A 25,264-nucleotide genomic window follows, 5' to 3' on the forward strand; every position below is an offset into this window, starting at 1 on the left:
CCTTAATTTCTGCAAAGTACACAGAAATACGGCAAAGCGAACCCTTCGTTGTTCGCTTGGCTCAAGCCACGCCCCTCGGAAAGCGTGCCTTTCGGAGTGCAGGGAAACGAGGTGAGATAGTTATGTCCCAGCCTCCTTTTTTGTTGGATTTACTTGTAACAACCTACAGATTATATAGATGAAAATACCGGTAGAAGAATGTTTTTACTAAAATATTGATTATAATAATTTTAAAATATTAGAAAATATAGTAAAGTGGAAGCGTTTACTATACAATTGTAATAGAACAGAATGAGGAGGTATGCAGATGAATGTTCCATTAGTTTTGACGCAATTTCTAGATCGTGCTGTTACGTTGTATGGGGGGAAGGAAGCGATTTTTGGAGAAGAAGGTCGTTCTTTTACATACGAGCAGTTAAACGGTCGAGTGAATCAGTTGTCACGCGGGTTATGTGACTTGGGTATTGAAATGGGAAATCATGTAGCGTATTTATGTGGAAACTCTATTGAAATGCTTGAAGGATTTTATGGACTCTATCAAGTAGGCGGCGTCATGGTGCCGTTAAATACACGATTGAAGCCTGAGGATTATGTATTCATTTTAAATCATAGCGAGTCGAAGTTATTATTTGTTGATCAGGATTTATATCATCTCATCAAACCGATTGAGCACTCGCTCGATACGGTAGAGAAAATTATTGTTCATCATAAGCAGGATGACGAGGAAACAGTAGATTATGACGTGTGGCTTGAATCATTCTCTACGGAATCGTTTGACCGGGCAGATGTGCTAGAGGATGATGTGTGCAGTTTACTTTATACGAGTGGCACAACAGGTAATCCGAAAGGGGTTATGCTAACGCACCGGAACAACTATTTGCATGCTATGAGTGCCATGCATCATTTGCGTGTGACCGATGACGATGTGCTGCTGCATGTGCTACCGATGTTCCATGTGAACGGATGGGGATCACCATTTTATTATACGGCGAACGGAGCTTCTCAAGTTTGCTTACGCAAAACGTCACCGCAGACTATTATCGAAGCGATTCAAAAGTATAAAGTCACGATCTTGCATATGGCACCGGCTGTATTGAATTTGATTTTTCAGTATTGCGAAGAGCATAAGCCGACGTTCAATCATAAGATTCGAGTAATTGTTGCGGGCTCCGCACCGCCGCCGTCATTCATTTCACGGGTCGAAAAAGAACTTGGTTGGGAGTTTATTCAAGTATACGGTATGACGGAAACGTCACCATTAAGTTTGTTCTCTACGATTCGCTCAACTGTCCAACATTTAACAGATGAAGAGCAGCTTCAGTTAAAAGCCAAAGCAGGCTATTCGATGATTGGTGTAGATGTCCGTTTAGTTGACGACTATGGAGAAGAAGTAGCCAAGAATGGTCAGCAGACAGGTGAAATCACAGTCCGTAGTCATGGTGTCATGAAAGGCTACTGGAAGAATAAAGAGGCGACTGATGAAGTGTTGCGTGATGGTTATATGATGACGGGGGATATGGGGACGATTGATGAGCACGGCTACGTCAATATCGTCGACCGCAAGAAAGACATCGTCATCAGTGGCGGTGAAAACATTTCTTCTATTGAAATCGAAGGTGTGCTTTATGATCATCCTGCTGTTCTAGACGCTGCAGTCATTGCCGTGCCGCATGAGAAGTGGGGAGAAACACCGCATGCATATATCGTATTGCGGAGCGGTGCAGTAGCGACTAAGCAAGATATTATGGACTTCACGAGGTCGAATTTAGCGCATTTTAAAGCGGTGACAGGCGTGACGTTTGTGGAAGAACTTCCAAAAACAGCGTCAGGAAAGATCTTGAAAGTACAAATTCGCGACGATTACTGGGATAAGGTAGGGAAAACGGGTCGTAAAGTGAATTAATCAAGTGGTTAGCATTCTTTCGTTCTTCTACGAGCGAAGGAGTGCTTTTTATTGTAAAAAAGTAAAGGAATTCAAGAAAAGTTAATCGGGTTCTGACTAAGAACGATCATCTCCAAAAAACTTTTAAAAAACTTTTGAAACTTTTTCTGGAATCCTCCGTCTGTAGGGTGCGCAAATGACAATAGGGGGATTCACATGAAGAAAATATATAGCTGTGTGCTAGTACTTGCAAGCTTACTGTTATTTATAATGGGAAATGAAGCAAAGTGGAATTTAAATGAAGTACCATTGTTCCATGAGCAATCAGCTACAGCTTTTGCAGAAACTATACAAAGTAAACCGTTCATTACAGAGAAAGAATTTGAACAGGTATTGACGCTAACAAACGACCAACCCATTTATATGAAGCAAGAGAATCTCATCCGAATTGGTGAACTACAAGCCAATCAAGCGGTTGCGCTCATAGGAGAAGATGAGGAATATTACGAAATTCGAGTAGGCAAGATGCCAGCTTTCATTCGTAAAGGTCAGGCAAAGGTAGAAAAGAACGTGTTGAAAGTTCCTGTACATAGCGAACGACTGGGCGCTGTGAAAACTGCCCAACAAACACCTGTGTATACAGAAGCAAACCTTAAAAGTGATGTCTTGATCCAATTAAGAAAAGGCTATCGCTACCCCGTTATACAGGAAGAAAAGGACTGGTATCTCATCAAAGTGGGTGAGCGGGCAGGGTATATCCATAAGTCGACTGTAAAGATGGATGAAGGGGTACCGGTACTGCTCTATCATCAAGTATTACCGCGTAAACAAATGAAGACGGAGATGAGCACGATTTCACTCGAAAGCTTTAAAAAACAAATGGCGTATTTGGCAGATGAGCAATTTACGACATTGACCTCACAACAGTTGTATGATTACTTGGAGGGCCGACTCATTGTGCCGGAGAAAGCGTTGGTTATTACATTTGATGATGGATTATTGTCATCCAAAGAATATGCCTATCCCGTCTTGAAACAATATGGATTTACTTCGCCACAACATATTATTTCTGCCCGTATCGATAGAGAAAAAGACGGTCCGGCATTTGATGGTGGAGGACTATTAAAGTATTTGAATGTGGAAGACCTAAACGAAATGAAAGATGTATTTCAGTTCGAAGCCCACACATGTGCACTGCATGAACTAGGTACAGAAAGCGGAGCAGGATTAGTTTTCGAACATACGGAAGAAGAAATCATCGAAGACTTGCATACAAATTTGCAACACGTACCTTCAGCCGTTTCTATCGCCTACCCGTATGGACAATATAATGAAGAGTTCATTGCGGCGGCTAAAGAAGTAGGATTACTGATTGGCTATACAACAGTCGAAGGTTATGCCAATATGGGATTGTCTAATTATGAAGTGAACCGCTTTGGCATGACAGACAAAAGGTCATTTAAGGATTTTGCAACGTATGTTGACGGAGACATGATATGGCCATAGAAGAGAGTGATTAGCCCAAATGAATGAAATGGATCAAATCATGAATGAGCATTCGCGTTATTTAGTACGAATCGCTTATTTATACGTGAAAAACTGGTCAACCGCGGAAGACGTCGTGCAAGAAGTCTTCGTTACGTATTTCCAGAAAAGTGATCAGTTTCGTAATGAAGCTTCTATTAAAACGTATTTAACCAAAATGACGGCTAATCGTGCAAAAGATTATTTGCGCTCATGGAAGCATAAAAAAGACGTAGTGTTCGAAACGATTTTTGTATCGACCAAAAGCTCTGAAGAACAATTGCTCGAACAGGAACAACTAGCATCACTTGAAAAGCACTTATTCCAATTGCCGCTGAAATATCGCGAGCCATTACTTTTATATTATTATGATGAACAACCCATCGCAGATATCGCAGAATTTTTAGGGCTCAATGAAAACACCGTCAAGACTCGATTACGCAGAGCGAAGTTGCAATTGAAGGGATTTTTTGAAGATGAGGAGGTAGACGACTTTGAATGACTTTAAACGAAAGCTCGACCAAATGATGGGCGATACAACAGAACAAGAACGCCGAATCAAACAGCGTGTGCACGATAACCTTCAACCTTCGCGAAGGCGACAGTTTTCTTGGCAAGCGTTGCTAGTCACGGCTGCACTGCCGGTAGTCGCCTTGTTGCTAGTGTTTAATCTAGTTTCAGACAATCAGCTATCTTCTGATCAAGGTCCGGGTACGCCTTATGACCCACTTGACGATATGGCTTTAATTTCTGCCTTACAAAAGAAAGATCAGTTATCGAATATTGATTACGAAGAATTTTCTTCATTACCTGTAGTGAAGAAAGTGGACGGTCTATTGTACGTAGATGATGAATCCTTTTCACTCCAGTGGAGCCCAGATACGTATCACCCAGTTATAGAACGTAAGGCGGATCTGTACGATGCCTCCGTTTATAAACCAGGCGACATCGTACGGACATTTACGAATACGAATAGTCACTTACCGACGTATACAGGTGTCTATTATGAAGTTGTTGCAGTCCCTGGAGATCGTGTGGTATTAAAAGATGGCAAGTTGAATATCAACGGCAACCAGTTATCATCCGAATTGATGGATCAGTATAAGGAACAAAACGTCACAATTGCTGGAGGATATGATCAACTGTTGAACGCCCGGGAATATTTATTATTGAACCATTTCCCGGCAAAAGATACTGTACAAGGGGCGACTGTTACGCCTGTACACAAGATTTACGGCAAACTGATTGGCGTGGCAACCGAAGAAAAAACCGAATCGATCTATATAGATTATCTGACAGATCAACTCAAGAGCGACTATACACCTGAACAGTATTTTGACCTATATTTATATGATCAGCTTACGGGATTGGAGAAACTACCTGAGTCCTCAGTATTCGCACAATCGAGCCGAATTGGAGAGCTATTCCTTGAAGCAGCCTATCGTAAGGCTATTCCGATTGCCGATGACAAAGTGGAAATACGTTATCAATATGGACGTGAAGGTGTCGTGGAGCAAGTGTTCACTATGGGAAGGGATACAAGCTCTGGACAATGGATAGTGGAAAAATGATGGAGTATATGCTGTAAAGGAGGTGATGCCAAAACTATCACGCAAACCAGGATGGCACCTGTTCAGCACAAGCCGTCAACCAACCGCTCGCTTATAGAGCCAGCCTGGTTTGATTACGTAAGAACAATGGGAAGCATGATCGAAGTAAGAAATAGAAAGATACCAGACCGGCAGCTGTTTTGCATAAGCCGTCAACCAACCGCTCGCTATATAGGGTCGGTCTGGTGTTTATACATAGCCGTTTATGTAGAGTCTAACTGAAAGATAAAAAGACCGTTCTACTCTACGTCGCGCAGGAACTATATTTTGAATCCGAAGTCTGTTGTAGGGGTAGTGAGTGAAAACAGTTCATCTTCAAGAAGTAAGAGAAATTCTTCATACGCTCTTGCTTGCATTGGGAGTTACATGATGAAATACTAAATATGTATACTCATACAAGGAGATGATACGATGGCACTCAGCAGAAAAGAGTACTTACAGAAAATCATTGGATTACACGAACGCTTGATCATAGCGTCAGAAGAGTATGAAGGCATTTCCGAAGAATTCATTTCAAAACAAGAGCTGGATATACCAGCAATGAAAGAACAATGGTTGCAGAAAGTAGAAGAGTTCAAGCAGATTCTGGCCGATATGAATGCATTGGAAGTTCCGAATGCGTTTGAAACGGAAGGCAATGAACTCAAAGAAGCCTATACAGTATTCGTCAACTGTGTAGAAGAGAAGACGGAGAAGTTTAGCGTGGAAGCGATGGAGAGCGGTGAGCTGGATGCCCTTCAGTCGAAAGAACTGCATGCTGCAGAGGATATGGAAGATCTGATTGAGAGTATGTTTGAAAAATAAAGTGTAAAGTAATAAAAAAATAAAGAAAAATTTAAACAGTAGACAAATTTTTAATGCAATTTGTCTACTGTTTTTATTGATAAAATTATTAACTAGCAAAATAGGGTGTGTGACTGTTCATATTGGAACGACGAGTGGGTAAAAATAGTCGCCTCAATGGAGGGTTTTGTTCTACTCTATGGGATAGTTTTGTTACTAGCAATAACCTAAGAACTTAAACAAACTACAAAAAAATGAATACGTGTGGAAAAAATATTTCCACACCCTGTATTCTTTTTTCTTTTTGACTCTATATAGTGTGCAAAGGGGGAGACGTCTACGACACATGAGATAAGCTACAGTCTTGGTGGGGGTAATACTATAGGTAGAGAGGATATTGGTTAACGATCAAAACATCATGAGTTTAGGCACTGTACTTAACGCTGGAAATAGAAATGAATTTTCCCATGAGAAAAGTGTGTGGCAACGGAAATACACCTCTAATTAGCAAATAGACGTTGTACATGTATAATAGACACCATAAGAATAATCTGGAGGCATTGAAAATGAGTACTACAAAAATTATGAATGAAATGAAGAAATTGATAGAGCAAGATCCGTCACTCGCAATCAGTGAATGGCAGGGGACTTGCCAGTATGTAGTAGGGGAAATGATGTTTCTCGAAACGAAAGATCTGCAGGAGATTAATCTGGAAGGTATTGCAAAGCCAGGAGAAAAACAAGTCATGCCGATTGAATTATTAATCGCTGCGGCCACTACTAGTTTCGGGGTTACATTCCATTTAGAAGCGTATAATCAGGGAGTAACTGTAGACAGAGCGGAAATTGTATTTACTGGAGTATGCGATAAAGCGCCATTTTTAGGGATTAAAAGCGGCAATAGCGGTATTATGAAGCCGATGATCGTGTTATCTGCTGAGTCGACTACGAATAAAGGACAACTGGCAGAGATCGCGGCTATTGCAATTGAACGTTCACCAATTCTTTCTAGTTTAAAGGAAGACGTTACATTGCATATTAAGTGAAATAATTGAGCAAAGATTTATTCAGACATAAAGATATGCCATCGCCTTGTCCATTCAGATAAGGTGATGGCATATTTATTTATCCAAAATTAAGCGTTCTTTTCAAGTGGTGTAACCGCCACATTGCCGCCTTCTTTTAAGAACTTAATCATTCCTTCAGCTGCACGATATGCGAATGCGCCAATCGTAACGGTTGGGTTGTAGTTACCTGTATGAGGGAATGAAGATCCGCCTACAACGAATAGGTTTTCCATGTCCCACATTTGAGAGTAGGTGTTAACTGCGGAGTTTTCAGGAGAAGCTCCCATGATCGCACCACCGAAGAAGTGATCCGTATAGAATTTATGGTCGAATACAGTATCGTCTTTTACTACATCGACGTTCATTTTGTCTGCGCCCATTTCTTTCATAATCTCTTCACAACGTGCGACTCCTGCTTTCGCACGTTCGATGTCTTGTTTTGCATATTCCACCGTGACACGAAGAAGTGGATTGCCTAGTGCGTCTTTATATGTTGGATCCAAATCCATATACGAATTCTTGTTTGGCAAGAAGCCAGACTGTGCAGTGATAAATAGGTTGCGGTTATAATATTTTATCGAATTCTTTTTAAATTCTTTACCCCAACCAGGTGTATCATATGGCACTGCGTTATTGGCGATAGGTCGTGAGCCAAGCTGACTGTAGTGTACTTCATAGCCATGCAAGTAGTTGAGGTTTGTATGATCTTCATTGTCTCCACTGAAGTCGCCAATTGAAGAACCCATTCCGCCAGCACCCATGAAGTTGTTGAATTTTTTATCTTCAAAGAATCCACGTGCACCGATATACGTTGACAAGTTGTTGAAGTGACCTGTGAAGTTCTTGCCGATCATACCTTGTCCTGTTTTCGGGTCGTAAGGCTGTCCGATTTTAGAATGTAACAACAGCTTTGTGTTCGTAAAGACGAAACCTGCAAGTACTACGATATCTGCTGGTTGTTCGAATTCTTCACCAGTCGTTGTATCGGTATAGACTAACCCGTTCGCTTTCTTTCCGTTGTGGCTTACTCGATTAACGAACGCATCATTGCGAATCTCCATCTTTCCCGTTTTATGTGCCGTCTTGAGCACCGTACCGATCGGATCCGCTTTCGCTCCAAAGTCACAACCATATTCTTCACAAAAGGCACAGTATACGCAACCGTTGATCGTTTCACCGTCTGGATTGGTGTACGTTTGTGAAGCGTTAGCAGAAGGGATACGATATGGATGGTAACCGAGTGCTTTTGCTGCCTTGGTGAACAGACGGATATTCGGCGTTTCCTTCATTGGTGGATTCGGATACTTATCGGACCGTGGAGCACCAAGTGGGTTTTCTTCACCTGAGATGGCTGCTGTTTTTTCATATTGATCAAAATACGGCTCGAGCTCATCGTATGTAATGCCCCAATCTTGCATCGTCGATTCTTTCGGGATTTTATCTTTACCATAACGCTCTACAGTCTTACTATAAATTTCAAAATCATACGGCATCCAACGGAAAGACATTCCATTCCAGTGAACACCTGCTCCACCAGTATGGTTTCCGAGACGTGCGTTCATATTATTCCGAACCGGTATGGCTTCTTTGTTTATGGAGTTACGTGAAGTAATCGTGTCTTTATTCAATTCTTGCATGAGTTCATAGCGTTTAGAATAGCGTAATTCGTCTTTCGTACCGATAAAGTCTTCATGCTTTTTATTTTTACCTCGTTCTAATATGACCACATTATATCCTGCTTTTGTTAGTTCAGCCGCTGCAATTCCACCGACCCACCCTGACCCCACGATGACTGCATCTACTTTTTTAAGTTTTTTTACCATTGCATATCCTCCTCACCGTTTCTATTTTAGTGCCCTTGGTAATCTCTTAGACTGACGGGATCCAGTTTGGCAAATTCGTCTGATTCAATATAATTAGCGTAGGAAGCCACTGCGCCCGGAAACTCTTTCATTTTCCAGCCTTCCATATTGATATTGCCTCCGTACAATGGATCACAATAAGCGCCTTCTAATGTCGCTTGTTTTAATAAAATGAAAAACTCAGAAGCTTTTACACCTCTCATCTTCACGTTGTTTGCCTCGACGTCCGTCATGATTTCGATTTGTTGCTCTTCGGTTGCTTGGTCAAAAGTGACATCAAAACGCTTTTGACTTTCTTCGTCTATTTTACGTAGTCCTAGCAAGAAGATCATGCCGCGATCCAAAATCGATTGTTCACCGCCTGGTCCTGCCGTTTGATCGACTTCCTTCAAATCAATAGCGTATGGAGCGTGTCGATAATCGTATGCATTGACGCCCCAGCGTCCAGCTAGTTGTTTGTCAATATAATAGGGTACTCCTAACTTAATGGCACCAGGACCGAGATCGTCCTCGGGGAAGACTAGTTCTGTCGCTGCATTTAATACTTTGAAATCTTGATGACGCGTGAAGAATTGACGAGCTTGTGTTACTTCGATACCTTTAGTGCTATCATTTTGAGGTGTATTCTCATTTTTCTTATCCAAACCGCCAGAAATTAAACCTCCGAAAAGAGACCCACCGACGAGTCCACCCGCTACAAGTCCAGTGTTTTTCAGAAAATTTCTTCGACCCATATCTTGCTCGTGTTGCGACTTCCCATTTACGTCTTTGGGTGGTTGTTGATCTGCCACTCTAACCCCTCCTTATAAGTAAAAGCTTTTTTACTGAACATTGTGAGTTTCACATAAAGCGTCCTATTTATTCTTACCTATATTTATCATATTTAGACAACAACATATTCAATCGTCATTTTTTATTGAGTTTTTTGAAATAGTAAGTGAAGAAGTAGTAGACTGTTGTACAGTGTCGGTATGTAGTTGATTCGACTAAACAGGTCAAGTACGATAAGTTGGAATAAAAATGATACAATCATTTAAGACATGAGATCAATTAATGAAAAAATGAGCAATAATAGACAGAAGTTAGTTGTAGAACATCACTTTATTTATTGCGACATACTAAAAAAGGGAGGATCTTAATGAAAGTGAAAATTGCGGTTATTTTATTTACGACAATTCTTATTCTAAGCGGCTGCAATAAGAAGATTGAAACGAATATGTCTGAAACAATCCCAGACTTTGAATTCACTACACAGGATAATGAACCGCTTGGCTTGAAGGATTTAAAGGGCGATTGGTGGATTGCCTACTTCTCCTATACAAACTGCATTACAGTATGCCCAAGAACGACCGCTAATATGGTCGATGTTCAAGAAAGATTAAAAGAAGAAGGTTTGGAACCCCGTATTGTCTCGTTCGGTATAGATCCTGAAAATGATACACCAGATGTATTAAGGAATTATGCTGCAGATTTTGGAGCGGATCTTAGTACGATGAGTTTTTTGACAGGCTATGATTTTGAAACCATTCAAGAAATATCTAGAAACACATTCCTTTCTATATTGGAAAGTGGAGCTTTAGATCAACGTGCGCATAGCTATTATTTTTATTTAGTTAATCCTGATGGTGAAATTGTGAAAAGATACGATGGTCTAACAGCGACCGAAAATGAATTGTTGATAGAAGATGTTAAGACAGTGTTAGGTAAATAATAAGATGTTTTTCAATAAAAACATAACGCCTTTCTAATCAAGTGATTAGAAAGGCGTTATTTTGCTTTATCTAGTTACCATTTCGGTACACCGACATGGTTTTCTACCCATTCTTCATTGTAATAAATGGTTGAATTGGCTTCATGAAGAGGGACGACTTTAAATCGTTTCTCTTGATCTTTAATGACGCCAGTCGGTAAGAAGCGTGGATCTTCGATAGTTACAGTCTTTTGATTACCTGTTTGTTCTTTCGTTACAGATAGTCTTGCTATTCCGCCGAAGTTCGTATAGTCGAACGGTTGGGCAGAATAGAAATTACCAAGTGAGAAGAACACTTTGGTATTACCCACTTCTCCGTAGCGTTGTAAGACATGTGGGTGATGCCCGAACAGTACATCAGCACCCGCATCCGAAACGAATTGCGCAAGTTCTGCTTGATCATCCGACGTATCCAATTGATACTCAGGACCCCAGTGCAGAGATACGATTGTAACGTCTACCATAGGTTTCATTTGCTGAATTTCATTTTCCATCCGTTCACGATCGATGTAGTTGACTAAGTATTCTTTATCACGCAAGTCTAGTTCTACATTTGTGCCGTACGTATAGGCGAGCACTCCGATTTTGATACCGTTGACTTCGACAATCCGTTGAGTCTTGCGGTCTTTAAATGATTCATACGCGCCTACATACTGCATGCCGTATTCTTGCGCATGTTCAATCGCCTTGCGTACGCCTATTTCACCTTTATCAAATGTATGATTGTTGGCGTATGTAACCATGTCGACTCCAACATTTTGTAAAGCGGGTAGTATGTGTTTTGGACTGTTGAACTTTGGATAGGTAGATAATCCAAGTTCGGCACCGCCAGGCATAGATTCCTGGTTTGCCAAGAGAAAATCAATACTTGCCATTTTCTCTTTTACTGCTTCGAATGCAAAATCAAAGTTAGGATACGTGTAAATTGGATTATGCAATAATACATCGCCAACCATACCGATTGTCGCCGTATTGATAATCGTTTCTTCTAGTTTTTGATCTGGTTCGACTTCAGTCACTTTTTTAGACGGATCCTGTGCAGTAACTTTCGGAGCTTTTCTATCCGCATTGGCTGATAATGCACGTTCTCTATCATTCCAGTCGTTCCATAAAATTACGCCACCTATAATCCAAACAAAGGCCAAAGATACAACGAGCCATTTCTTCTTCACGCTAATCTCTCCATATCTACAATTACTATTCTTTGTAAATCTCCAAAACTAACGATAGCACACTAAAAGAATAGTAAACAATTAAATTTGCAAATAATAATAAGAAAATAATTTAATCTACTTTTTTATATATAAAACGCCAAACTTCGACAACGATATCGAGGCCTGACGTTTTCTTCTTATTATAAATTTGCTTTTGCTTGAATCAGGACTTTCTGTTCTTCGACATTCGTAGTCGGCTTCTTCGACCAGATCGTCGCAAGTATTGGACCAGAGATATTATGCCAGATCGCACCCCATACGCTTGGCAGTGCGGCAAGTGGACCGAAGTGAGCAGTAGCGAGTGCTACACCAAGACCTGAGTTTTGCATGCCGACTTCGAGTGAAATGGCCCGTCTGTCGTTTTCGTTCAATCCAAGTCCAAGTGCAATCAAATAACCGAGAAGTAATCCGATACCGTTATGCAAGAACACAGCGATAAATACGATGAAACCTGAGCTCACGACGTTGCCTGCATTTGCAGAAGTGACCGCAGCAACAATAATAAGGATCGCGACAACCGAAATGATCGGGACGATGGATACACTTTTGGCAACCGCCCTAGGGAAGAATCGTTGAATGAGTAAACCTAGTGCAATCGGAATAATGATGACTTGTACAATCGATTTGAACATCGATAACGCATCGACTGGCAACCATTGGCCAGCTAACCATAGTAATAATAGTGGCGTGACAAGTGGTGCCAATAAAGTAGAAAGGGATGTCATCGCCACTGATAATGCGAGATTCCCTTTTGCTAGATAGACCATAACGTTTGAAGCAGTACCCCCCGGAACGGATCCAAGCAATACCAGACCGGCTGCTAGTTCAGGTGGCAGCTTCAATAAATAGGCAAGACCGAATGCAACCAACGGCATAACGACAAACTGTGCCGCTACACCAATGATCACGGGTAGCGGATTTGTCAAAATGATTTTGAAGTCCACTGCTCGTAACGTCAATCCCATTCCAAACATAACAACGCCGAGTAAAATCGTGATGTATGCACCCAATCCGAGAAAAGGAGTAGGGAACATGAACGCGATCACGGCGACTAGGATGACCCAAAAGGCAAAGTACTTTCCTGCGATAGAGCCGATTGCTTCAAGTGCTTTCATAGTTCGTTCACCTCGGATTCAACGTGAAAAATTTTATTTGGATTGAGCAAGTTATCAGGATCAAGAGCCTGTTTAATTTTCTGCATAACGAGAAGTGCGGGACCATGTTCTTGCTGCTGGTATTTCTGTTTGCCAATTCCGACGCCGTGCTCTCCTGTGCAAGTCCCGCCACGTTCAAGTGCGTAGTGAACGATCTTTTCATTTAATTCGTCGGCTTTCGCTAGTTCTGCTGGATCATTCATATCCATCATCAGCAAGACGTGGAAGTTGCCATCGCCTACATGGCCGACAATTCCTCCAGGCATTTCAAGCGACTCGACTACCTCGCGCGCATGATTGACAGCTTCAGCTAGTTCTGAAATCGGCAGACAGACGTCTGTAACCATTAATTTTTTACCAGGATTCCCGTGGATATAAGCGTATGCCAGATTGTGGCGTGCTTCCCACAGTCGATTTCGTTCCGCATTGTCTGTTTCGAATTCGATATGTTCACAGTGGTGATCCGCCACGATTTCTTTCGTAAATTCGACGTCTTGTTGAAGTCCCGCTTCATTGCCATGAAATTCAAGGAATAGTGTCGGCTGTTCTTGATAATTCGTTTCGCTGAAGATATTTACTTGACGCATCGAGGATTCATCGACTAATTCAACACGCGCGATTGGAACGCCTGCTTGTAAGATCGAAACAACTGCTTCTACTGCATCCTTGACAGTCGGGAAAGAAGCACGAGCTGCAGTTGTAAATTCAGGAATACCATAGACGCGTAATGTCAGCTCGGTGAAGCACCCGAGAGTACCTTCCGAACCAACGAATAATCCGTTCAAATGAAGGCCAGATGCAGACTTAGCCGCTTTATTTCCTGTATGTATGACTGTTCCGTCTGCTGTTACTACTTCAAGGTCACGTACTTGATCACGCATCACGCCGTATTTGACGGATGTCGTGCCACTAGCATTCGTTGCTGCCATGCCCCCAAGTGTCGCGTCTGCCCCTGGATCAACAGAGAAGAACAAACCATGTTTCTTCAATTCTTTATTTAATTGAGTACGCGTGACACCTGGCTGTACAGTCACGAGGAAATCTTCCGCACGTACGTCTAGAATGGCGTTCATGTTTGAAAAGTCTATGGTGATTCCACCATTATCTGGAATGACACTACCTTCTAGGCTCGAGCCCAGTCCGAATGGAATGACAGCTACATTTAGCTCCTTGGATACGCGCATAATCTTGCTTACATCTTCAGTACAAGAAGGGAATACGACGATATCAGGTAATTTCATTGTATGGTAGGACTCATCTTTGCCGTGAAGTTCGCGCACGGTTTCATTAATGGTCACTTGTTCTTTGGCTAAAACTTCTTGTAAAGACTGGACGATTTTTTCAGTAGTCGCTGTCATAGTTGATCTCCCCTTAATGGTGAATTAGTTTTGTTGAAAGTAGTTCTACTGATTAGAATTTTTAAACTATTATACAGGACATTATACTATTATACTTACTAATCTGAACAATTCAATGATCATTTGCTTAATTTACTTTTTTTATTCAAAGTTTAACAGGCATAAAAACTATACTTACGCATGTTCGAGGCCTATCTGACTAGCTGTAACCTTTCATATGAATAGAAGAACGCCAGATTAAGTGACTGTTTTGTTTGTATTTTCATTAACCTATACAAATGATCAACAGGCTTTAGCTAAGGAGAGTGTGAAATGGATACTATTTTGTTTGTGGAAACCACGAAGAGTGGTTCGAGCAGGGAGGCCATAAAGGCTGCAGAAAGGATAGGCTATGCCACGGTGTTGTTAACCCAGAATAAGAAGTATCTCGAACAAAGAAAGGAATTTCCGGAAGTTACACAAATGATTCACGTTGACGGCATAACAGAAGAGATAATTCGACAACAGATTCATGAATTACAAAAGTCGGGAATGAAGTTGAGAGGAATTTTCAGTTTCGTAGATCCATTTGTATCGATGGCTGCCCATCTTGCGAATGAATTTTGTTATTCAAAAATTTCCGTTGATGCTTATCTGAAAATGGAGGATAAAGTGTTAACTAGAACCGCATTAGCTAAAAACGAAGCGACACCAAAATTCAGCATTTTTGAACCGTCGACAGATTTGAAACAATTCATCAGCGAGCAAGAGATATTCCCTCTCATTATCAAGTCGCCACTTTCAAAGGCATCAAGAGATGTGTATCTAGTTGATAATCAAGAGGAAATGACGCGTGTTATGAAGAGTATGTTGAAAGTCCATCCTGCCCAGCAAATTGTGATCGAAGAGTATTTGGATGGCCCGCAGTATTTAGTAGAATTAGTAGTGGTGAACGGGAAGCTTCATTTAATTGCGGTGATAAAACAGGATATTCAAAAAGATCTGAAGTTCATCATTACAGGTTATGATATTCAACTATCATTAGAGAAAAGCTTATATGCCAAGCTTTTTAAAACAGTGGAATCCATTTGCAAGGATCTTGGAGCGAAAAATGTAGCTTGTCACCTTGAACTACGATATGTCAGGGATACCTGGAAGTTGATTGAGTTGAATCCGAGAATATCGGGTGGTGCCATGAATCGCATGATAGAAGAGGCGTATGGAATTAATTTGATGGAAGAGACATTGAAGCTATTTATAGGTGAAGAAGTAAATTTAAAAAGAAGGCACGAAAATCATATTTATACGCACTATATTACCGTGAATGCTTATGGCACGTTATTGAAAGTAACAGGAAAAAATAATGCAATGAAGAATGAAGGAGTGCGGGAAGTCTACGTGAAGCCGCGAAAAGGCACATTCATGACACCACCTATTTCGATGGGAAATCGATATGGCTATGTCATAGCTTCCGGTGATTCAGCATCAAAAGCGAAACGAAACGCCTTGCAAGCAGCGAAGAATATTAAGTTTTATATAGAAACTGATGAGGAGTGAGCGCAGATGATTACAGTGGGGATGTTGCATTCAAAGAAACACCCGAGCAAAGTAAAGAAAGCTTTCGCTTGGGCAGCTGTTGCTAAAATGGAAGGAGTAAATTTTTACTATTTTTCACCACGTAACGTGAATTTTAAGAAAAAAGTAATTTCAGGTTATGTATATGAACAGGGCGAGTGGATTCAAAAAGACTTATTGTTTCCAGACGTCATTTACAATGCATGTGCGATGAAAACCGATGAGGAAATCGACGTATACACAAAATTAAGTGATATGATCCCTTTTACTTCACACTCTGTCGGCAATAAAATGAGTGTTTATAGAAGGATTAGTAAAATGCCAGAATTTGAGGATTATTTAATTCCATCCGTACGGGTCGAACAACCTGACGTTGTGTTAAAAGCATTGACGAAATATAAAAAAGTGATGATTAAACCAGTATCCGGCAGTCAGGGAAGGGGGATTTGGTTTATCGAGCAAGATGGCGAGCAGTTTCATAAGATAGTTGATACAGAGAAGACAACCACAAATCGAAAACAACTTATTTCCGATCTTCAAGACGTAATCAGTGAGCAAGCCTATTTAGTCCAGCCATATATATCCTGTCGAACAAAAGATGGAAATCCGTATGATTTTAGACTACATGTTCAAAAGGACGCGGAGGGTAAATGGTTGATTTCGCTTATTTATCCTCGTATCGGCACAATGGATCGAGTGACTAGTAATATTTCGCGTGGTGGTAGTATGGGGGTATTGAGGTCATTTCTAGAAAGAGAATTCGGCGATGAACGAAGGAATATGAGACAGACTTTAGAAAAGTTTGCTGACCGATTCACTAATGAATTTGAGAGTACATTCGATGTGGAATTTGATGAGCTCGGGATTGATATTGGTGTCGATGAAAATAATAAGCTCTGGATATTCGAAGTGAATTGGAGACCGGGAAATGACGAAATTGTTTTTGATGTAGCAAAGAACCTACTTCCTTATGCAGTGTATGTTGCGAAACAGAATAAAACTACCTGATGTGTATTCCAACAATTACTAATTTATGCTTGACCGCACCTAACCCATCTTTCAGCGTTGTCATATATATAGTAGATAGGTATATAGGAAGGGAAGGGTATAAATGAATAAACCAAGTGTGATGTGTGTGGAGATGAAAAAATTGCTGGAAGAGCAAGAACTGATGGGGAAATTTTGTCATGGATTTCAATATGTCTGTTCGTTTCCTCTCTACGATACGATCCCCTTTACACTTCATGATTGTGAATTACACAAACCATTCAGCGCCCATTATCATTGTATAAAGACCCCATATTTTAGATTGGAAAAGCTCGATATAGATACATGCTGTGCAACTTTAACCTTACTAGAGCCAGTCGATTTGGAAGGAAATCCAGTGGACTCCTGCGAAGAATTGTACTCCCTCAAGAAGACCAAAAGCTGTATCATAGTTAATGTCAATTGTTTTTGCACAATCACACCATTTTCCCCTAAGCTAGTTGATAAAAAACTACCTACTATTGAGCCGAAAAAATAAATATAAATTTAAAGGTGATACGATATGCACAAGATCATTAGAAAACAACTAGTTGAACGAATGGATTCCGACTATCAGAAGTTTTCATCAGCACTCATTCCGAATGTCAATCATATACTTGGAGTGCGTATGCCAGAGCTCCGTAAACTCGCAAAAGAGATCGCGAAAGATGATTGGCGGTTGTATCTACAGACGGCGAATGATGAGTATTTTGAAGAAGTGATGTTACAAGGCTTGGTCATAGGTTACGTGAAAGCGGACTTGGAAGAGCTTTTGATGTACGTAGCGAAATTTGTCCAGAAAATAGATAATTGGTCCGTTTGCGATAGTTTTTGTTCGGGGTTAAAAGTGACCAAGCACAATAAAGAACGTGTTTGGTCATTCCTCCAACCATATATGGATTCTGAGAAAGAGTATGAACTGCGCTTCGGAATTGTCATGTTGCTTATTTATTATAGTGAGCCCGACTATATCGATAGAGTACTCGGTTTGCTAGATCGTGTGGAACATGAAGGATACTACGTCAAAATGGCGGTTGCTTGGGCGTTGTCTATTTGTTTTGTAAAGCTGCCTGACAAAACAATGGATTATTTGGCAGAGGAGAATTCATTGGATTTGTTTACGTATAATAAAGCGTTACAGAAAATCACAGAGTCGACACGTGTGGAGCAAGATATGAAAAAAGTGATTCGGAGTATGAAAAGGCGTTAACAAAAGCCTAGTCTTATGACTAGGCTTTTTGGTTATGTGTATAACGTTTTACCATATAGTAAACTTGCTTGTTTTTACTATATTTTCAAAGTGCCATTGTGCAGATAGTGAAGTAGTAAAAACAAGAGAAACCTGACAAAAGATCAGGTTTCTCTTAGAATGTCTTCATCTATCCTATCTCACTTCACGTACATCTGAATGAATCGATTTTCTGTAAGTCCAATCCATAATACTCCCAGCGGTAATGACGTGGATCCCATCGATACCCAGCAATAGAGGTTCTGCCAACGAATGTTGGGTAATACCAGAACCCTTTGTTTCGCGAAGTCCATACATACGTATAACGGTACAAGCATCCTGCTATGCCGCCGGGATCAACTGCGCGTAGTTGAGCGTCGGGATAGCTCGGTATTTGGCTTGGAGGAGCAGAAGTCGGTGCACTTTGCTGCGGTTGACCGCCTGGCTGCCCGTGGTGATGGTGTTCTTGGTGATGACCGTGTTGTCCATGCTGACCAGGATGTCCGGGATACCCCGAATGCCCTGGATAAGTGGGTTGTTGAGGGTAACCGGGATAACCTGGCTGACTTGGATAACCGGGTTGATGTTGCGGTGGATATCCCTGTTGGTGCCCCGGATAACTAGGTGGCCATTGCGGATTTTGTTGATTGGGTGGCGGATATCCTGGATATCCACCTGGCCATCCTTGGTGTTGTTGACCGTGCTGCGGGTGACTCTGTTGATGATGTGCATCATACTGCTGCCCTGGATAACCGTCAGGCAGCTTCGGATACCACATGCCTTCATCCTGCTGACTCAAACTATCACTCCTTCATTTCTACTGATTTCACACACAACGAAACTGATCAATACGTTGTAAATCAATGCCTATATACTCCCAGCGGAATCTGCGTGGATTCCACTGAAACCCTGCGACGGATTGTCGACCGACAAATGTCGGATAAAACCAAAAGCCATTACGTCGTGAAGTCCATACATACGTAAAGCGATACAAACAACCTGCGATGGCACCTGGGTCTACCGCGAACGCCTGAAATTCTGGATAGCTTGGGATTTGATTCGGTGGCGGGGAATTTGGAGCAGCCGCCTGACCGCCTTGATTTGGTGCGCTTGGATTCCCAGGTCGACCTGGCTGCTGTCCAGGGAAATTAGGTTGCTGTGGAAAGCCGGGTGATGAAGGAAAGCCCGGTAAACTCGGAAACCACTGCATACCTGGGAACCCTTGAGATCCCTGCATACCTGGAAACCAAGGTTGCCAAGGAGAAAACGATTGTGCTGTGGAGAAGCCTTGTGGATCGGTACCTTGCCAATACTGATCTGAATATTGCGGGTACCTCATAAATTCATCTTGTGGATTCAACTCATTACGCCTCCTTTTATTGTTCGTTTTATCATATGCAGTCTGTTGGTTATTTGACCTTATTGTCTCTTCATGCGATAGCTGTGCTAAACTAAAGATAAAGGAAGTGGAATATAATGAATGAAAATAAACCTCATATTTTAGTAGTGGATGGAATGGCGTTGTTGTTCCGTTCATTTTTTGCGACCGCACATAGTGGGCAGTTTTTCCGCAATGCATTGGATGTACCGACGAATGGCGTACAAGGATTCGCGCGACATACGATGAGTGCCATCTCGATTTTCCAACCGACACATTTAGCGGTGTGCTGGGATATGGGATCGAAAACATTCCGTAATGAATTATTCGCAGACTATAAAGCGCATCGCCCAGCACCTGCACCGGAATTAATTCCGCAGTTCGATATGGCTCGTGAAGTATCGGAAACACTAGGGTGGAAGAGTTATGGAATCAAAAACATGGAAGCGGATGATCTAATTGGTTCGCTAATTGAAACGTGGAAAGACGAAGCAAAATTGACAGTGGTGTCGGGCGATAAAGATTTACTTCAGCTATTGAAGCCGGATGTGTCGATTGCGCTAACGAAAAAAGGCTTCACGCAGTATGATGAATACACGGAAGCACGTTTTATAGAAGAGTATGGGATTACTCCTAAGCAATTCATTGATATGAAAGCATTCACAGGAGATTCGAGCGACGGATACCCTGGAGTGAAGGGGATTGGTCCGAAGACGGCATTGAAGTTAATACAAGAGTATGGCTCGGTCGATGGCGTGCTCGCAGCGAGAGAAAAACTAACGGCAGGTGTGCAGAAGAAGCTGAATGCGGAAGAGGAGATGCTGATGATTTCAAGGGATCTCGCAACGATTCATTGTGATATCAAACTCGATGATCCGCTAGAAGATTTACTCATTCCGGAGTTCACTGAAGAAACTGCTAAAGTAATGGAAGAGCAAGGCTATTCCATGATTGCTAAACAAGGATTACCTGTTTCACCGTTTTAACGGCTCGATCTTAACAAACGTCAAAATCTTTTTATTCGATTCATAGGGAATGGAGCGTACACGGCTCGCGCAATTTCTGCCACCGTGGTCATGAACGAGTATATGCAGTTGATTCTCTATATACTCATACCCAACCATCACGACCCAGTGATAATCGAATGAAAAACGACTACGCCATTTGAACTTGAACCATTTATCAAACTTCACAGCCACAGGGCGGTCTTCATCGATTTGCTCGATAGCCTGCTGTAAGTTACAAACTTTCACATTCCATTGCGAGCCGAGCATTTTGTTGAGCCTACGAATAAAGCGCCAAGTAGGCAAACCAATCTTCGTACTACCTAATATTCGATACAGCTCATTAATGGAAGGAGTTTGTTCGGTAGGGAAGAAATGGCGCAGCAACACATACGCTGTAACAGGCCCGCAAGCCGACGGACGGTAGCTTGGTTCAATGTCGTTATCATATTGCGATTTACCTTGTACTTCTATGTATTTGGACATGCAGAACTCCTCCTTTATGGAACATATTGTGGTTTGGTAGGGGGGCGCGTTGTGTGACGCTCATACTTGTTGCTTAAGCGCTCAATGAAACCCGCTATCCGCTCAAAGTAGCTTACTGAGTGCTCTATCCAGCTACTCATATACGCTCTATGTAGCGGTTCAATCGCTCATACTTTCCGTTCAACCGCTCAACCCATCCCAAAAACCGCTCAATAAAGCAAATGCTGAGAACCTTTAGGCTCTCAGCATTTTCACATTTCATCTTTAGATCTTCACTTCGTCTAAAAACTCCTCAACTTGTTCAGGTGACTTTGCAAACGCACTATGCAGATGTGCATGCTTCTCACCATTTTGGAAGACTAACAGACTTGGGATTCCCATCACTTCATATTTCTCAGCAATTTCTGGAATAACGTCGCGATCCGCTTCATACCATGTGTATGTATCGTATTTTTCAACGATTGGATCAATAAACATATCCATACGCTTACAGTCTGGGCACCAGTCTGCTTCGAATTTCACAAGTACTGGCTGGTCACCCGCAATGATTTCTTCAAACTCAGTTGCTGTTTTAATTTCCTTCATTTCTATCGCCTCCATTCAGTAAGTAGTGTACAATGAATCACGAATGTTTGGTATTAAATTGCTTATTTTAAAAAGTCTGATTAAATATGAAATAAATATTGCGAAATAGTTTCAAATGATTTATACTAGCAATTATAGGCAACGCATATTTTTTTACTCTATAAATGAATGAGCGTTCATTCAAAGAACATAAGGGGAGGATTGCACGTGACTTATCAAATTAGAAAAGCGGCAGTTTTAGGATCTGGAGTTATGGGTTCTGGTATAGCAGCGCACTTAGCGAATATTGGTATTCCCGTACTTTTACTAGATATCGTACCACCGAAATTAGGTGCAGATGACGAGGCAAAAGGATTAACGTATGACAATCCAATGTTCCGCAATAAGTTTGCGGCTACAGCATTGGAGAAATTACAAAAACAAAAACCGGCTCCTCTGACAACGAAGAAAAGCTTATCATTACTTACACCAGGAAACTTTGAGGACCATTTGGATCAATTGAAAGACGTAGATTGGATCATTGAAGTCGTCGTAGAAAACCTTGATATTAAAAAGAGTTTATATGAAAAGATTGAAAATGTGCGAAAGCCAGGCACCATCATTTCATCCAATACATCGGGGATCAGTATTGAAGCGATGACTGAAGGACGTTCGGAAGATTTCCAGAAGCACTTCCTTGGCACACATTTCTTCAATCCTCCAAGATACTTGAAATTGCTGGAGATTATTCCTACAGAAACGACATCACCTGAAGTTGTAGAGTTCATGACAGTGTTCGGTGAGGATCGTTTAGGTAAGGGAGTCGTGATTGCGAAGGATACTCCAAACTTCATTGGTAACCGAATCGGAACGTATGGTTTACAAGTGACATTACATGAAATGCTGGAACGCGGTTATACAATCGGAGAAATCGACTCGATTACCGGTACATTAATCGGCCGTCCGACGTCTGCAACATTCCGTACATTAGATGTCGTGGGACTAGATACGTATATGCACGTGGCGAAAAACGTCTACGATCAGACTACGGGTGAAGAGCAGAAAATATTTGAACTACCTGATGTCGTCACTAAAATGATCGATAATGGCTGGATCGGCGCGAAAGCAAAGCAAGGCTTCTATGTGAAAAAAGGCCGAGACATTATGGAATTGGATATGAAGACATTTGAATATGTTCCTATGCAGAAAATGAAAGCGCCTTCAATAGAAATGGCAAAGCAGCAAAAAGGACTAGGTAATAAAGTGAAGACGTTACTGTATGCAAAAGATCGTGCAGGCGAGATTTTGTGGAATACGTTAACACCGACGATGCTATATGCTGCACAACTTCACGGTGAAATTGCAGACGATATCGTTTCAATCGATAACGCAATGAAATGGGGCTTCGGCTGGACACAAGGACCGTTTGAAATATGGGACGCAATCGGCGTGAAGAAGTCTGTGGACATGCTGAAAGAAGAAGGCAAGGAAATCCCTAAACTTGTTCAGTCATTACTCGATAAAGGCTATGAAACTTTCTATAAAGAAGAGAATGGCGATACGTACTTCTTCGATGGCTCGGACTATCAAGCAGTGCAAGTAAATGAGAAAGCGATCAACTTGAAACAGTATAAGAAAAAGCACGGTGTCATCAAGAAGAACTCTGGCGCAAGCTTGATTGACCTTGGAGATGGCATAGCTTTACTGGAATTCCATTCACAGTCAAATGCAATCGGTTTGGACATCATTCAGATGATCAACTTCGCAGTAGATGAAGTGGAGCAGAACTTCAAAGGACTTGTAATCGGGAATCAGGGCAAAAACTTCTGTGTCGGTGCGAACCTTGGCATGATTTTAATGGAAGCACAAGATGATAATATCTTTGAACTCGACTTTGTCATCCGCTCTTTCCAGAACGCGATGTTGAAGATTAAATATAGTGGCAAGCCGGTTGTTGCGGCACCATTTCAGATGACGCTAGGTGGCGGAGCAGAAGTTTGTCTTCCAGCTGCACATATTCAGGCATCTATGGAAACGTATATGGGACTCGTTGAAGTAGGGGTAGGCTTGATTCCAGGTGGTGGCGGAAACGTCAACTTGTATCAGAAGCATCTAAAAGGTTTGCCAAATGGTGTACCTACTGATTATCAACATATTGCGAATAAAGTATTCGAATCGATCGCCATGGCGAAAACGTCGACATCTGCTGAAGAAGCAAGAGAGAACAACTTCCTCGACTTTGCAGACGGCGTTAGTGTCAATCCGGATCATCTAATCTACGACGCGAAGCAAGCTGCTTTGTCATTATTCGAAGCGGGCTATGTAGCACCGAAGAGAGCGAAAGTGCCTGTAACTGGCGACTCAGGTTATGCGACGTTATTACTTGCAGCTGAAGGGATGTTCAGTTCTGGATTCATTAGCGAACATGATTTAAAAATTGCGAAGAAACTCGCATACGTACTGTCTGGCGGAAAGATTCCATATGGTACACGTGTCGATGAGCAATACTTACTTGATTTAGAACGCGAAGCATTTTTAAGTTTAGTGGCAGAACCGAAATCACAACAGCGTATGCAGCATATGCTAGTCAAGGGTAAGCCGTTACGTAACTGATGAAAGATAGCTAAAGGAGGAAACAGAATGCGCGAAGCAGTCATTGTAGCCGGTGCTCGAACACCGATTGGAAAAGCAGGAAAAGGTTCTTTGGCAACTGTCCGTCCGGATGATCTTGGGGCGTTGACTATAAAGGAAACATTAAAACGTGCGGGGAATTATGATGGGCCGATCGATGACTTGATCATCGGTTGTGCCATGCCTGAAGCGGAACAAGGAATGAACGTCGCACGTAACATCGGGGCATTGGCAGGGTTACCGGATACGACACCTGCCGTAACGGTCAACCGCTTTTGTTCATCCGGTTTGCAGTCGATCGCTTATGCGGCAGAACGCATCATGCTGGGTCACTCCGAAGCAGTTTTAGCGGGTGGTGTTGAATCGATGAGCATGGTTCCGATGATGGGGAATACGATTCGTCCGAACTATAAACTGGCGGAAGACGCACCGGAATACTATATGGGAATGGGGCATACAGCGGAGCAAGTGGCGCAGAAATACGGTATCTCCCGTGAAGATCAGGATGCGTTCGCAGTGGAATCACATAAACGTACCGAAGCGGCGATTAAAGAAGATAAATTTGTCGATGAGATTGTACCAGTTGAAGTAACGAGACGTTTTGTCAATGAGGACGGCAAGTATCAAGAAAAAACGGTTTTATTCGAAATGGATGAAGGCGTACGTCCTGGTACGACGTCTGAAATACTCGGGAAATTACGTCCAGCATTCGCAGCGCAAGGTTCCGTAACAGCCGGTAACGCGTCACAAACATCCGACGGTGCAGGAATGGTTTTATTAATGGATAGAGAAGTAGCTGAAGAGCGTGGATTACAGCCAATGGCAAAATTCCTTTCTTTCGCAGTAGGCGGCGTGCCACCGGAAGTGATGGGGGTTGGACCGATTGTGGCTGTGCCTAAAGCGTTGAAACTTGCAGGTCTATCTATTGAAGACATCGATCTTTTCGAGCTCAATGAAGCATTTGCCTCTCAGTCACTCGCAGTTATTCGCGAACTTGGATTGGATCCGGAGAAAGTGAACGTCAATGGGGGAGCTATTTCATCAGGTCATCCACTAGGTGCGACAGGAACTATTTTGACTTTGAAATTGATTAATGAATTGAAACGCCAAGGCAAAAAGTACGGTGTCGTCACGATGTGTATCGGTGGCGGAATGGGAGCAGCCGGAGTGTTCGAAGTTCTATAAAAAT

General features: G+C 41.9%; 23 protein-coding genes. 14 read left to right on the forward strand and 9 right to left on the reverse strand.

Translation table 11 applies throughout. The features are described from left to right. Nucleotides 1-307: 307 nt before the first annotated feature. The 6 genes from CSV80_RS13810 to CSV80_RS13835 all read left to right on the forward strand — a co-directional run bounded on the left by CSV80_RS13810 (nt 308) and on the right by CSV80_RS13835 (nt 6,845). The gene (locus tag CSV80_RS13810) at nt 308-1,903 is read left to right on the forward strand and encodes a long-chain-fatty-acid--CoA ligase (RefSeq protein WP_099671860.1); all 1,596 of its coding nucleotides are present in this window, start codon (nt 308-310) and stop codon (nt 1,901-1,903) included. 195 nt (nt 1,904-2,098) lie between these two features. Further along, a complete protein-coding gene (locus CSV80_RS13815) occupies nt 2,099-3,388 on the forward strand; it encodes a polysaccharide deacetylase family protein (RefSeq protein WP_099671212.1) in 1,290 nt (429 codons plus the stop codon). Nucleotides 3,389-3,407: 19 nt separating this feature from the next. Further along, complete coding sequence (locus tag CSV80_RS13820; RefSeq protein ID WP_099671213.1) at nt 3,408-3,908, forward strand: sigma-70 family RNA polymerase sigma factor; 501 nt, start codon at nt 3,408-3,410, stop codon at nt 3,906-3,908. Next, nucleotides 3,901-4,977, forward strand: a complete 1,077-nt coding sequence (locus tag CSV80_RS13825; RefSeq protein ID WP_099671214.1) for a S26 family signal peptidase — start codon at nt 3,901-3,903, stop codon at nt 4,975-4,977. Before CSV80_RS13820 ends, CSV80_RS13825 begins: the two co-directional genes overlap by 8 nt. A 450-nt stretch (nt 4,978-5,427) precedes the next feature. Further along, nucleotides 5,428-5,820, forward strand: a complete 393-nt coding sequence (locus CSV80_RS13830) for a hypothetical protein (RefSeq protein ID WP_099671215.1) — start codon at nt 5,428-5,430, stop codon at nt 5,818-5,820. Nucleotides 5,821-6,365: 545 nt separating this feature from the next. Beyond that, complete coding sequence (locus tag CSV80_RS13835) at nt 6,366-6,845, forward strand: OsmC family protein (protein ID WP_158231912.1); 480 nt, start codon at nt 6,366-6,368, stop codon at nt 6,843-6,845. 89 nt (nt 6,846-6,934) lie between these two features. On the opposite strand, the gene CSV80_RS13840 is transcribed toward CSV80_RS13835, so the two are convergent. Together CSV80_RS13840 and CSV80_RS13845 are read right to left on the reverse strand one after the other, a co-directional pair. Further along, on the reverse strand, nt 6,935-8,689 hold the full coding sequence (locus CSV80_RS13840; protein WP_099671217.1) for a GMC family oxidoreductase: 1,755 nt from the start codon (nt 8,687-8,689) through the stop codon (nt 6,935-6,937). A 26-nt stretch (nt 8,690-8,715) separates the two neighbouring features. Further along, complete coding sequence (locus CSV80_RS13845; protein ID WP_233201598.1) at nt 8,716-9,519, reverse strand: gluconate 2-dehydrogenase subunit 3 family protein; 804 nt, start codon at nt 9,517-9,519, stop codon at nt 8,716-8,718. Nucleotides 9,520-9,866: 347 nt separating this feature from the next. On the opposite strand from CSV80_RS13845, the gene CSV80_RS13850 reads away from it, so the two are divergent. Then, nucleotides 9,867-10,439: an SCO family protein gene (locus CSV80_RS13850; RefSeq protein WP_099671218.1), complete on the forward strand. Its 573-nt coding sequence runs from the start codon at nt 9,867-9,869 to the stop codon at nt 10,437-10,439. Between the two features lie 74 nt (nt 10,440-10,513). Here the strand turns inward: CSV80_RS13850 and CSV80_RS13855 are convergent, their stop codons facing one another. The 3 genes from CSV80_RS13855 to CSV80_RS13865 all read right to left on the reverse strand — a co-directional run bounded on the left by CSV80_RS13855 (nt 10,514) and on the right by CSV80_RS13865 (nt 14,204). Then, nucleotides 10,514-11,650 (reverse strand): CapA family protein, encoded by a 1,137-nt coding sequence (locus CSV80_RS13855; RefSeq protein WP_099671219.1) that lies wholly within the window; start codon nt 11,648-11,650, stop codon nt 10,514-10,516. A 182-nt stretch (nt 11,651-11,832) separates the two neighbouring features. Continuing rightward, complete coding sequence (locus CSV80_RS13860; protein ID WP_099671220.1) at nt 11,833-12,807, reverse strand: bile acid:sodium symporter family protein; 975 nt, start codon at nt 12,805-12,807, stop codon at nt 11,833-11,835. Then, nucleotides 12,804-14,204, reverse strand: coding sequence for an FAD-binding oxidoreductase (locus CSV80_RS13865; protein WP_099671221.1), 1,401 nt, complete (start codon nt 14,202-14,204; stop codon nt 12,804-12,806). Before CSV80_RS13865 ends, CSV80_RS13860 begins: the two co-directional genes overlap by 4 nt. A gap of 312 nt (nt 14,205-14,516) precedes the next feature. On the opposite strand from CSV80_RS13865, the gene CSV80_RS13870 reads away from it, so the two are divergent. The 4 genes from CSV80_RS13870 (at nt 14,517) to CSV80_RS13885 (ending at nt 17,994) form a co-directional block, all read left to right on the forward strand. Then, a complete protein-coding gene (locus tag CSV80_RS13870) occupies nt 14,517-15,740 on the forward strand; it encodes an ATP-grasp domain-containing protein (RefSeq protein WP_099671222.1) in 1,224 nt (407 codons plus the stop codon). A gap of 6 nt (nt 15,741-15,746) precedes the next feature. Then, the gene (locus tag CSV80_RS13875; protein WP_099671223.1) at nt 15,747-16,766 is read left to right on the forward strand and encodes a YheC/YheD family endospore coat-associated protein; all 1,020 of its coding nucleotides are present in this window, start codon (nt 15,747-15,749) and stop codon (nt 16,764-16,766) included. A 103-nt stretch (nt 16,767-16,869) separates the two neighbouring features. Next, complete coding sequence (locus CSV80_RS13880; RefSeq protein ID WP_099671224.1) at nt 16,870-17,283, forward strand: CotY/CotZ family spore coat protein; 414 nt, start codon at nt 16,870-16,872, stop codon at nt 17,281-17,283. A 24-nt stretch (nt 17,284-17,307) separates the two neighbouring features. Continuing rightward, nucleotides 17,308-17,994 carry a DNA alkylation repair protein gene (locus CSV80_RS13885; protein WP_099671225.1) on the forward strand — a complete coding sequence of 229 codons (687 nt, stop codon included), beginning with the start codon at nt 17,308-17,310 and terminating at the stop codon, nt 17,992-17,994. 184 nt (nt 17,995-18,178) lie between these two features. On the opposite strand, the gene CSV80_RS13890 is transcribed toward CSV80_RS13885, so the two are convergent. Both CSV80_RS13890 and CSV80_RS13895 read right to left on the reverse strand, forming a co-directional pair. After that, nucleotides 18,179-18,811: a hypothetical protein gene (locus CSV80_RS13890; RefSeq protein WP_099671226.1), complete on the reverse strand. Its 633-nt coding sequence runs from the start codon at nt 18,809-18,811 to the stop codon at nt 18,179-18,181. 27 nt (nt 18,812-18,838) lie between these two features. Continuing rightward, nucleotides 18,839-19,372 (reverse strand): hypothetical protein, encoded by a 534-nt coding sequence (locus tag CSV80_RS13895; RefSeq protein WP_199083979.1) that lies wholly within the window; start codon nt 19,370-19,372, stop codon nt 18,839-18,841. Between the two features lie 116 nt (nt 19,373-19,488). Between CSV80_RS13895 and CSV80_RS13900 the strand changes: the two genes are divergently transcribed. Further along, nucleotides 19,489-20,376 (forward strand): 5'-3' exonuclease, encoded by an 888-nt coding sequence (locus CSV80_RS13900; protein WP_029054464.1) that lies wholly within the window; start codon nt 19,489-19,491, stop codon nt 20,374-20,376. Here CSV80_RS13900 and CSV80_RS13905 read toward each other — a convergent pair. Both CSV80_RS13905 and CSV80_RS13910 read right to left on the reverse strand, forming a co-directional pair. After that, nucleotides 20,365-20,880, reverse strand: coding sequence for a C39 family peptidase (locus tag CSV80_RS13905; protein WP_099671227.1), 516 nt, complete (start codon nt 20,878-20,880; stop codon nt 20,365-20,367). The two genes, CSV80_RS13900 and CSV80_RS13905, sit on opposite strands and share 12 nt — an antisense overlap. Before the next feature lie 264 nt (nt 20,881-21,144). Then, nucleotides 21,145-21,465: a thioredoxin family protein gene (locus CSV80_RS13910; RefSeq protein WP_099671228.1), complete on the reverse strand. Its 321-nt coding sequence runs from the start codon at nt 21,463-21,465 to the stop codon at nt 21,145-21,147. Nucleotides 21,466-21,633: 168 nt separating this feature from the next. On the opposite strand from CSV80_RS13910, the gene CSV80_RS13915 reads away from it, so the two are divergent. Together CSV80_RS13915 and CSV80_RS13920 are read left to right on the forward strand one after the other, a co-directional pair. After that, nucleotides 21,634-24,057, forward strand: a complete 2,424-nt coding sequence (locus CSV80_RS13915) for a 3-hydroxyacyl-CoA dehydrogenase/enoyl-CoA hydratase family protein (RefSeq protein WP_483315623.1) — start codon at nt 21,634-21,636, stop codon at nt 24,055-24,057. Between the two features lie 27 nt (nt 24,058-24,084). Further along, on the forward strand, nt 24,085-25,260 hold the full coding sequence (locus tag CSV80_RS13920; protein WP_099671230.1) for an acetyl-CoA C-acetyltransferase: 1,176 nt from the start codon (nt 24,085-24,087) through the stop codon (nt 25,258-25,260). The last annotated feature ends 4 nt before the right edge of the window (nt 25,261-25,264 follow it).

Origin of the sequence: Sporosarcina sp. P12(2017) (assembly GCF_002743035.1) — a bacterium.
In the GTDB taxonomy this organism is placed as follows: Bacteria; Bacillota; Bacilli; order Bacillales_A; family Planococcaceae; genus Sporosarcina; species Sporosarcina ureae.

Excerpts from the sequence above, each read along its gene's own strand:
- CSV80_RS13810 (WP_099671860.1), top strand. The coding sequence starts at position 308 with ATGAATGTTCCATTAGTTTTGACGCAATTTCTAGATCGTGCTGTTACG.
- CSV80_RS13815 (WP_099671212.1), top strand. The coding sequence starts at position 2,099 with ATGAAGAAAATATATAGCTGTGTGCTAGTACTTGCAAGCTTACTGTTA.
- CSV80_RS13820 (WP_099671213.1), top strand. The coding sequence starts at position 3,408 with ATGAATGAAATGGATCAAATCATGAATGAGCATTCGCGTTATTTAGTA.
- CSV80_RS13830 (WP_099671215.1), top strand. The coding sequence starts at position 5,428 with ATGGCACTCAGCAGAAAAGAGTACTTACAGAAAATCATTGGATTACAC.
- CSV80_RS13835 (WP_158231912.1), top strand. The coding sequence starts at position 6,366 with ATGAGTACTACAAAAATTATGAATGAAATGAAGAAATTGATAGAGCAA.
- CSV80_RS13840 (WP_099671217.1), bottom strand. The coding sequence starts at position 8,689 with ATGGTAAAAAAACTTAAAAAAGTAGATGCAGTCATCGTGGGGTCAGGG.
- CSV80_RS13850 (WP_099671218.1), top strand. The coding sequence starts at position 9,867 with ATGAAAGTGAAAATTGCGGTTATTTTATTTACGACAATTCTTATTCTA.
- CSV80_RS13860 (WP_099671220.1), bottom strand. The coding sequence starts at position 12,807 with ATGAAAGCACTTGAAGCAATCGGCTCTATCGCAGGAAAGTACTTTGCC.
- CSV80_RS13865 (WP_099671221.1), bottom strand. The coding sequence starts at position 14,204 with ATGACAGCGACTACTGAAAAAATCGTCCAGTCTTTACAAGAAGTTTTA.
- CSV80_RS13870 (WP_099671222.1), top strand. The coding sequence starts at position 14,517 with ATGGATACTATTTTGTTTGTGGAAACCACGAAGAGTGGTTCGAGCAGG.
- CSV80_RS13875 (WP_099671223.1), top strand. The coding sequence starts at position 15,747 with ATGATTACAGTGGGGATGTTGCATTCAAAGAAACACCCGAGCAAAGTA.
- CSV80_RS13880 (WP_099671224.1), top strand. The coding sequence starts at position 16,870 with ATGAATAAACCAAGTGTGATGTGTGTGGAGATGAAAAAATTGCTGGAA.
- CSV80_RS13885 (WP_099671225.1), top strand. The coding sequence starts at position 17,308 with ATGCACAAGATCATTAGAAAACAACTAGTTGAACGAATGGATTCCGAC.
- CSV80_RS13900 (WP_029054464.1), top strand. The coding sequence starts at position 19,489 with ATGAATGAAAATAAACCTCATATTTTAGTAGTGGATGGAATGGCGTTG.
- CSV80_RS13905 (WP_099671227.1), bottom strand. The coding sequence starts at position 20,880 with ATGTCCAAATACATAGAAGTACAAGGTAAATCGCAATATGATAACGAC.
- CSV80_RS13910 (WP_099671228.1), bottom strand. The coding sequence starts at position 21,465 with ATGAAGGAAATTAAAACAGCAACTGAGTTTGAAGAAATCATTGCGGGT.
- CSV80_RS13915 (WP_483315623.1), top strand. The coding sequence starts at position 21,634 with ATGAGCGTTCATTCAAAGAACATAAGGGGAGGATTGCACGTGACTTAT.
- CSV80_RS13920 (WP_099671230.1), top strand. The coding sequence starts at position 24,085 with ATGCGCGAAGCAGTCATTGTAGCCGGTGCTCGAACACCGATTGGAAAA.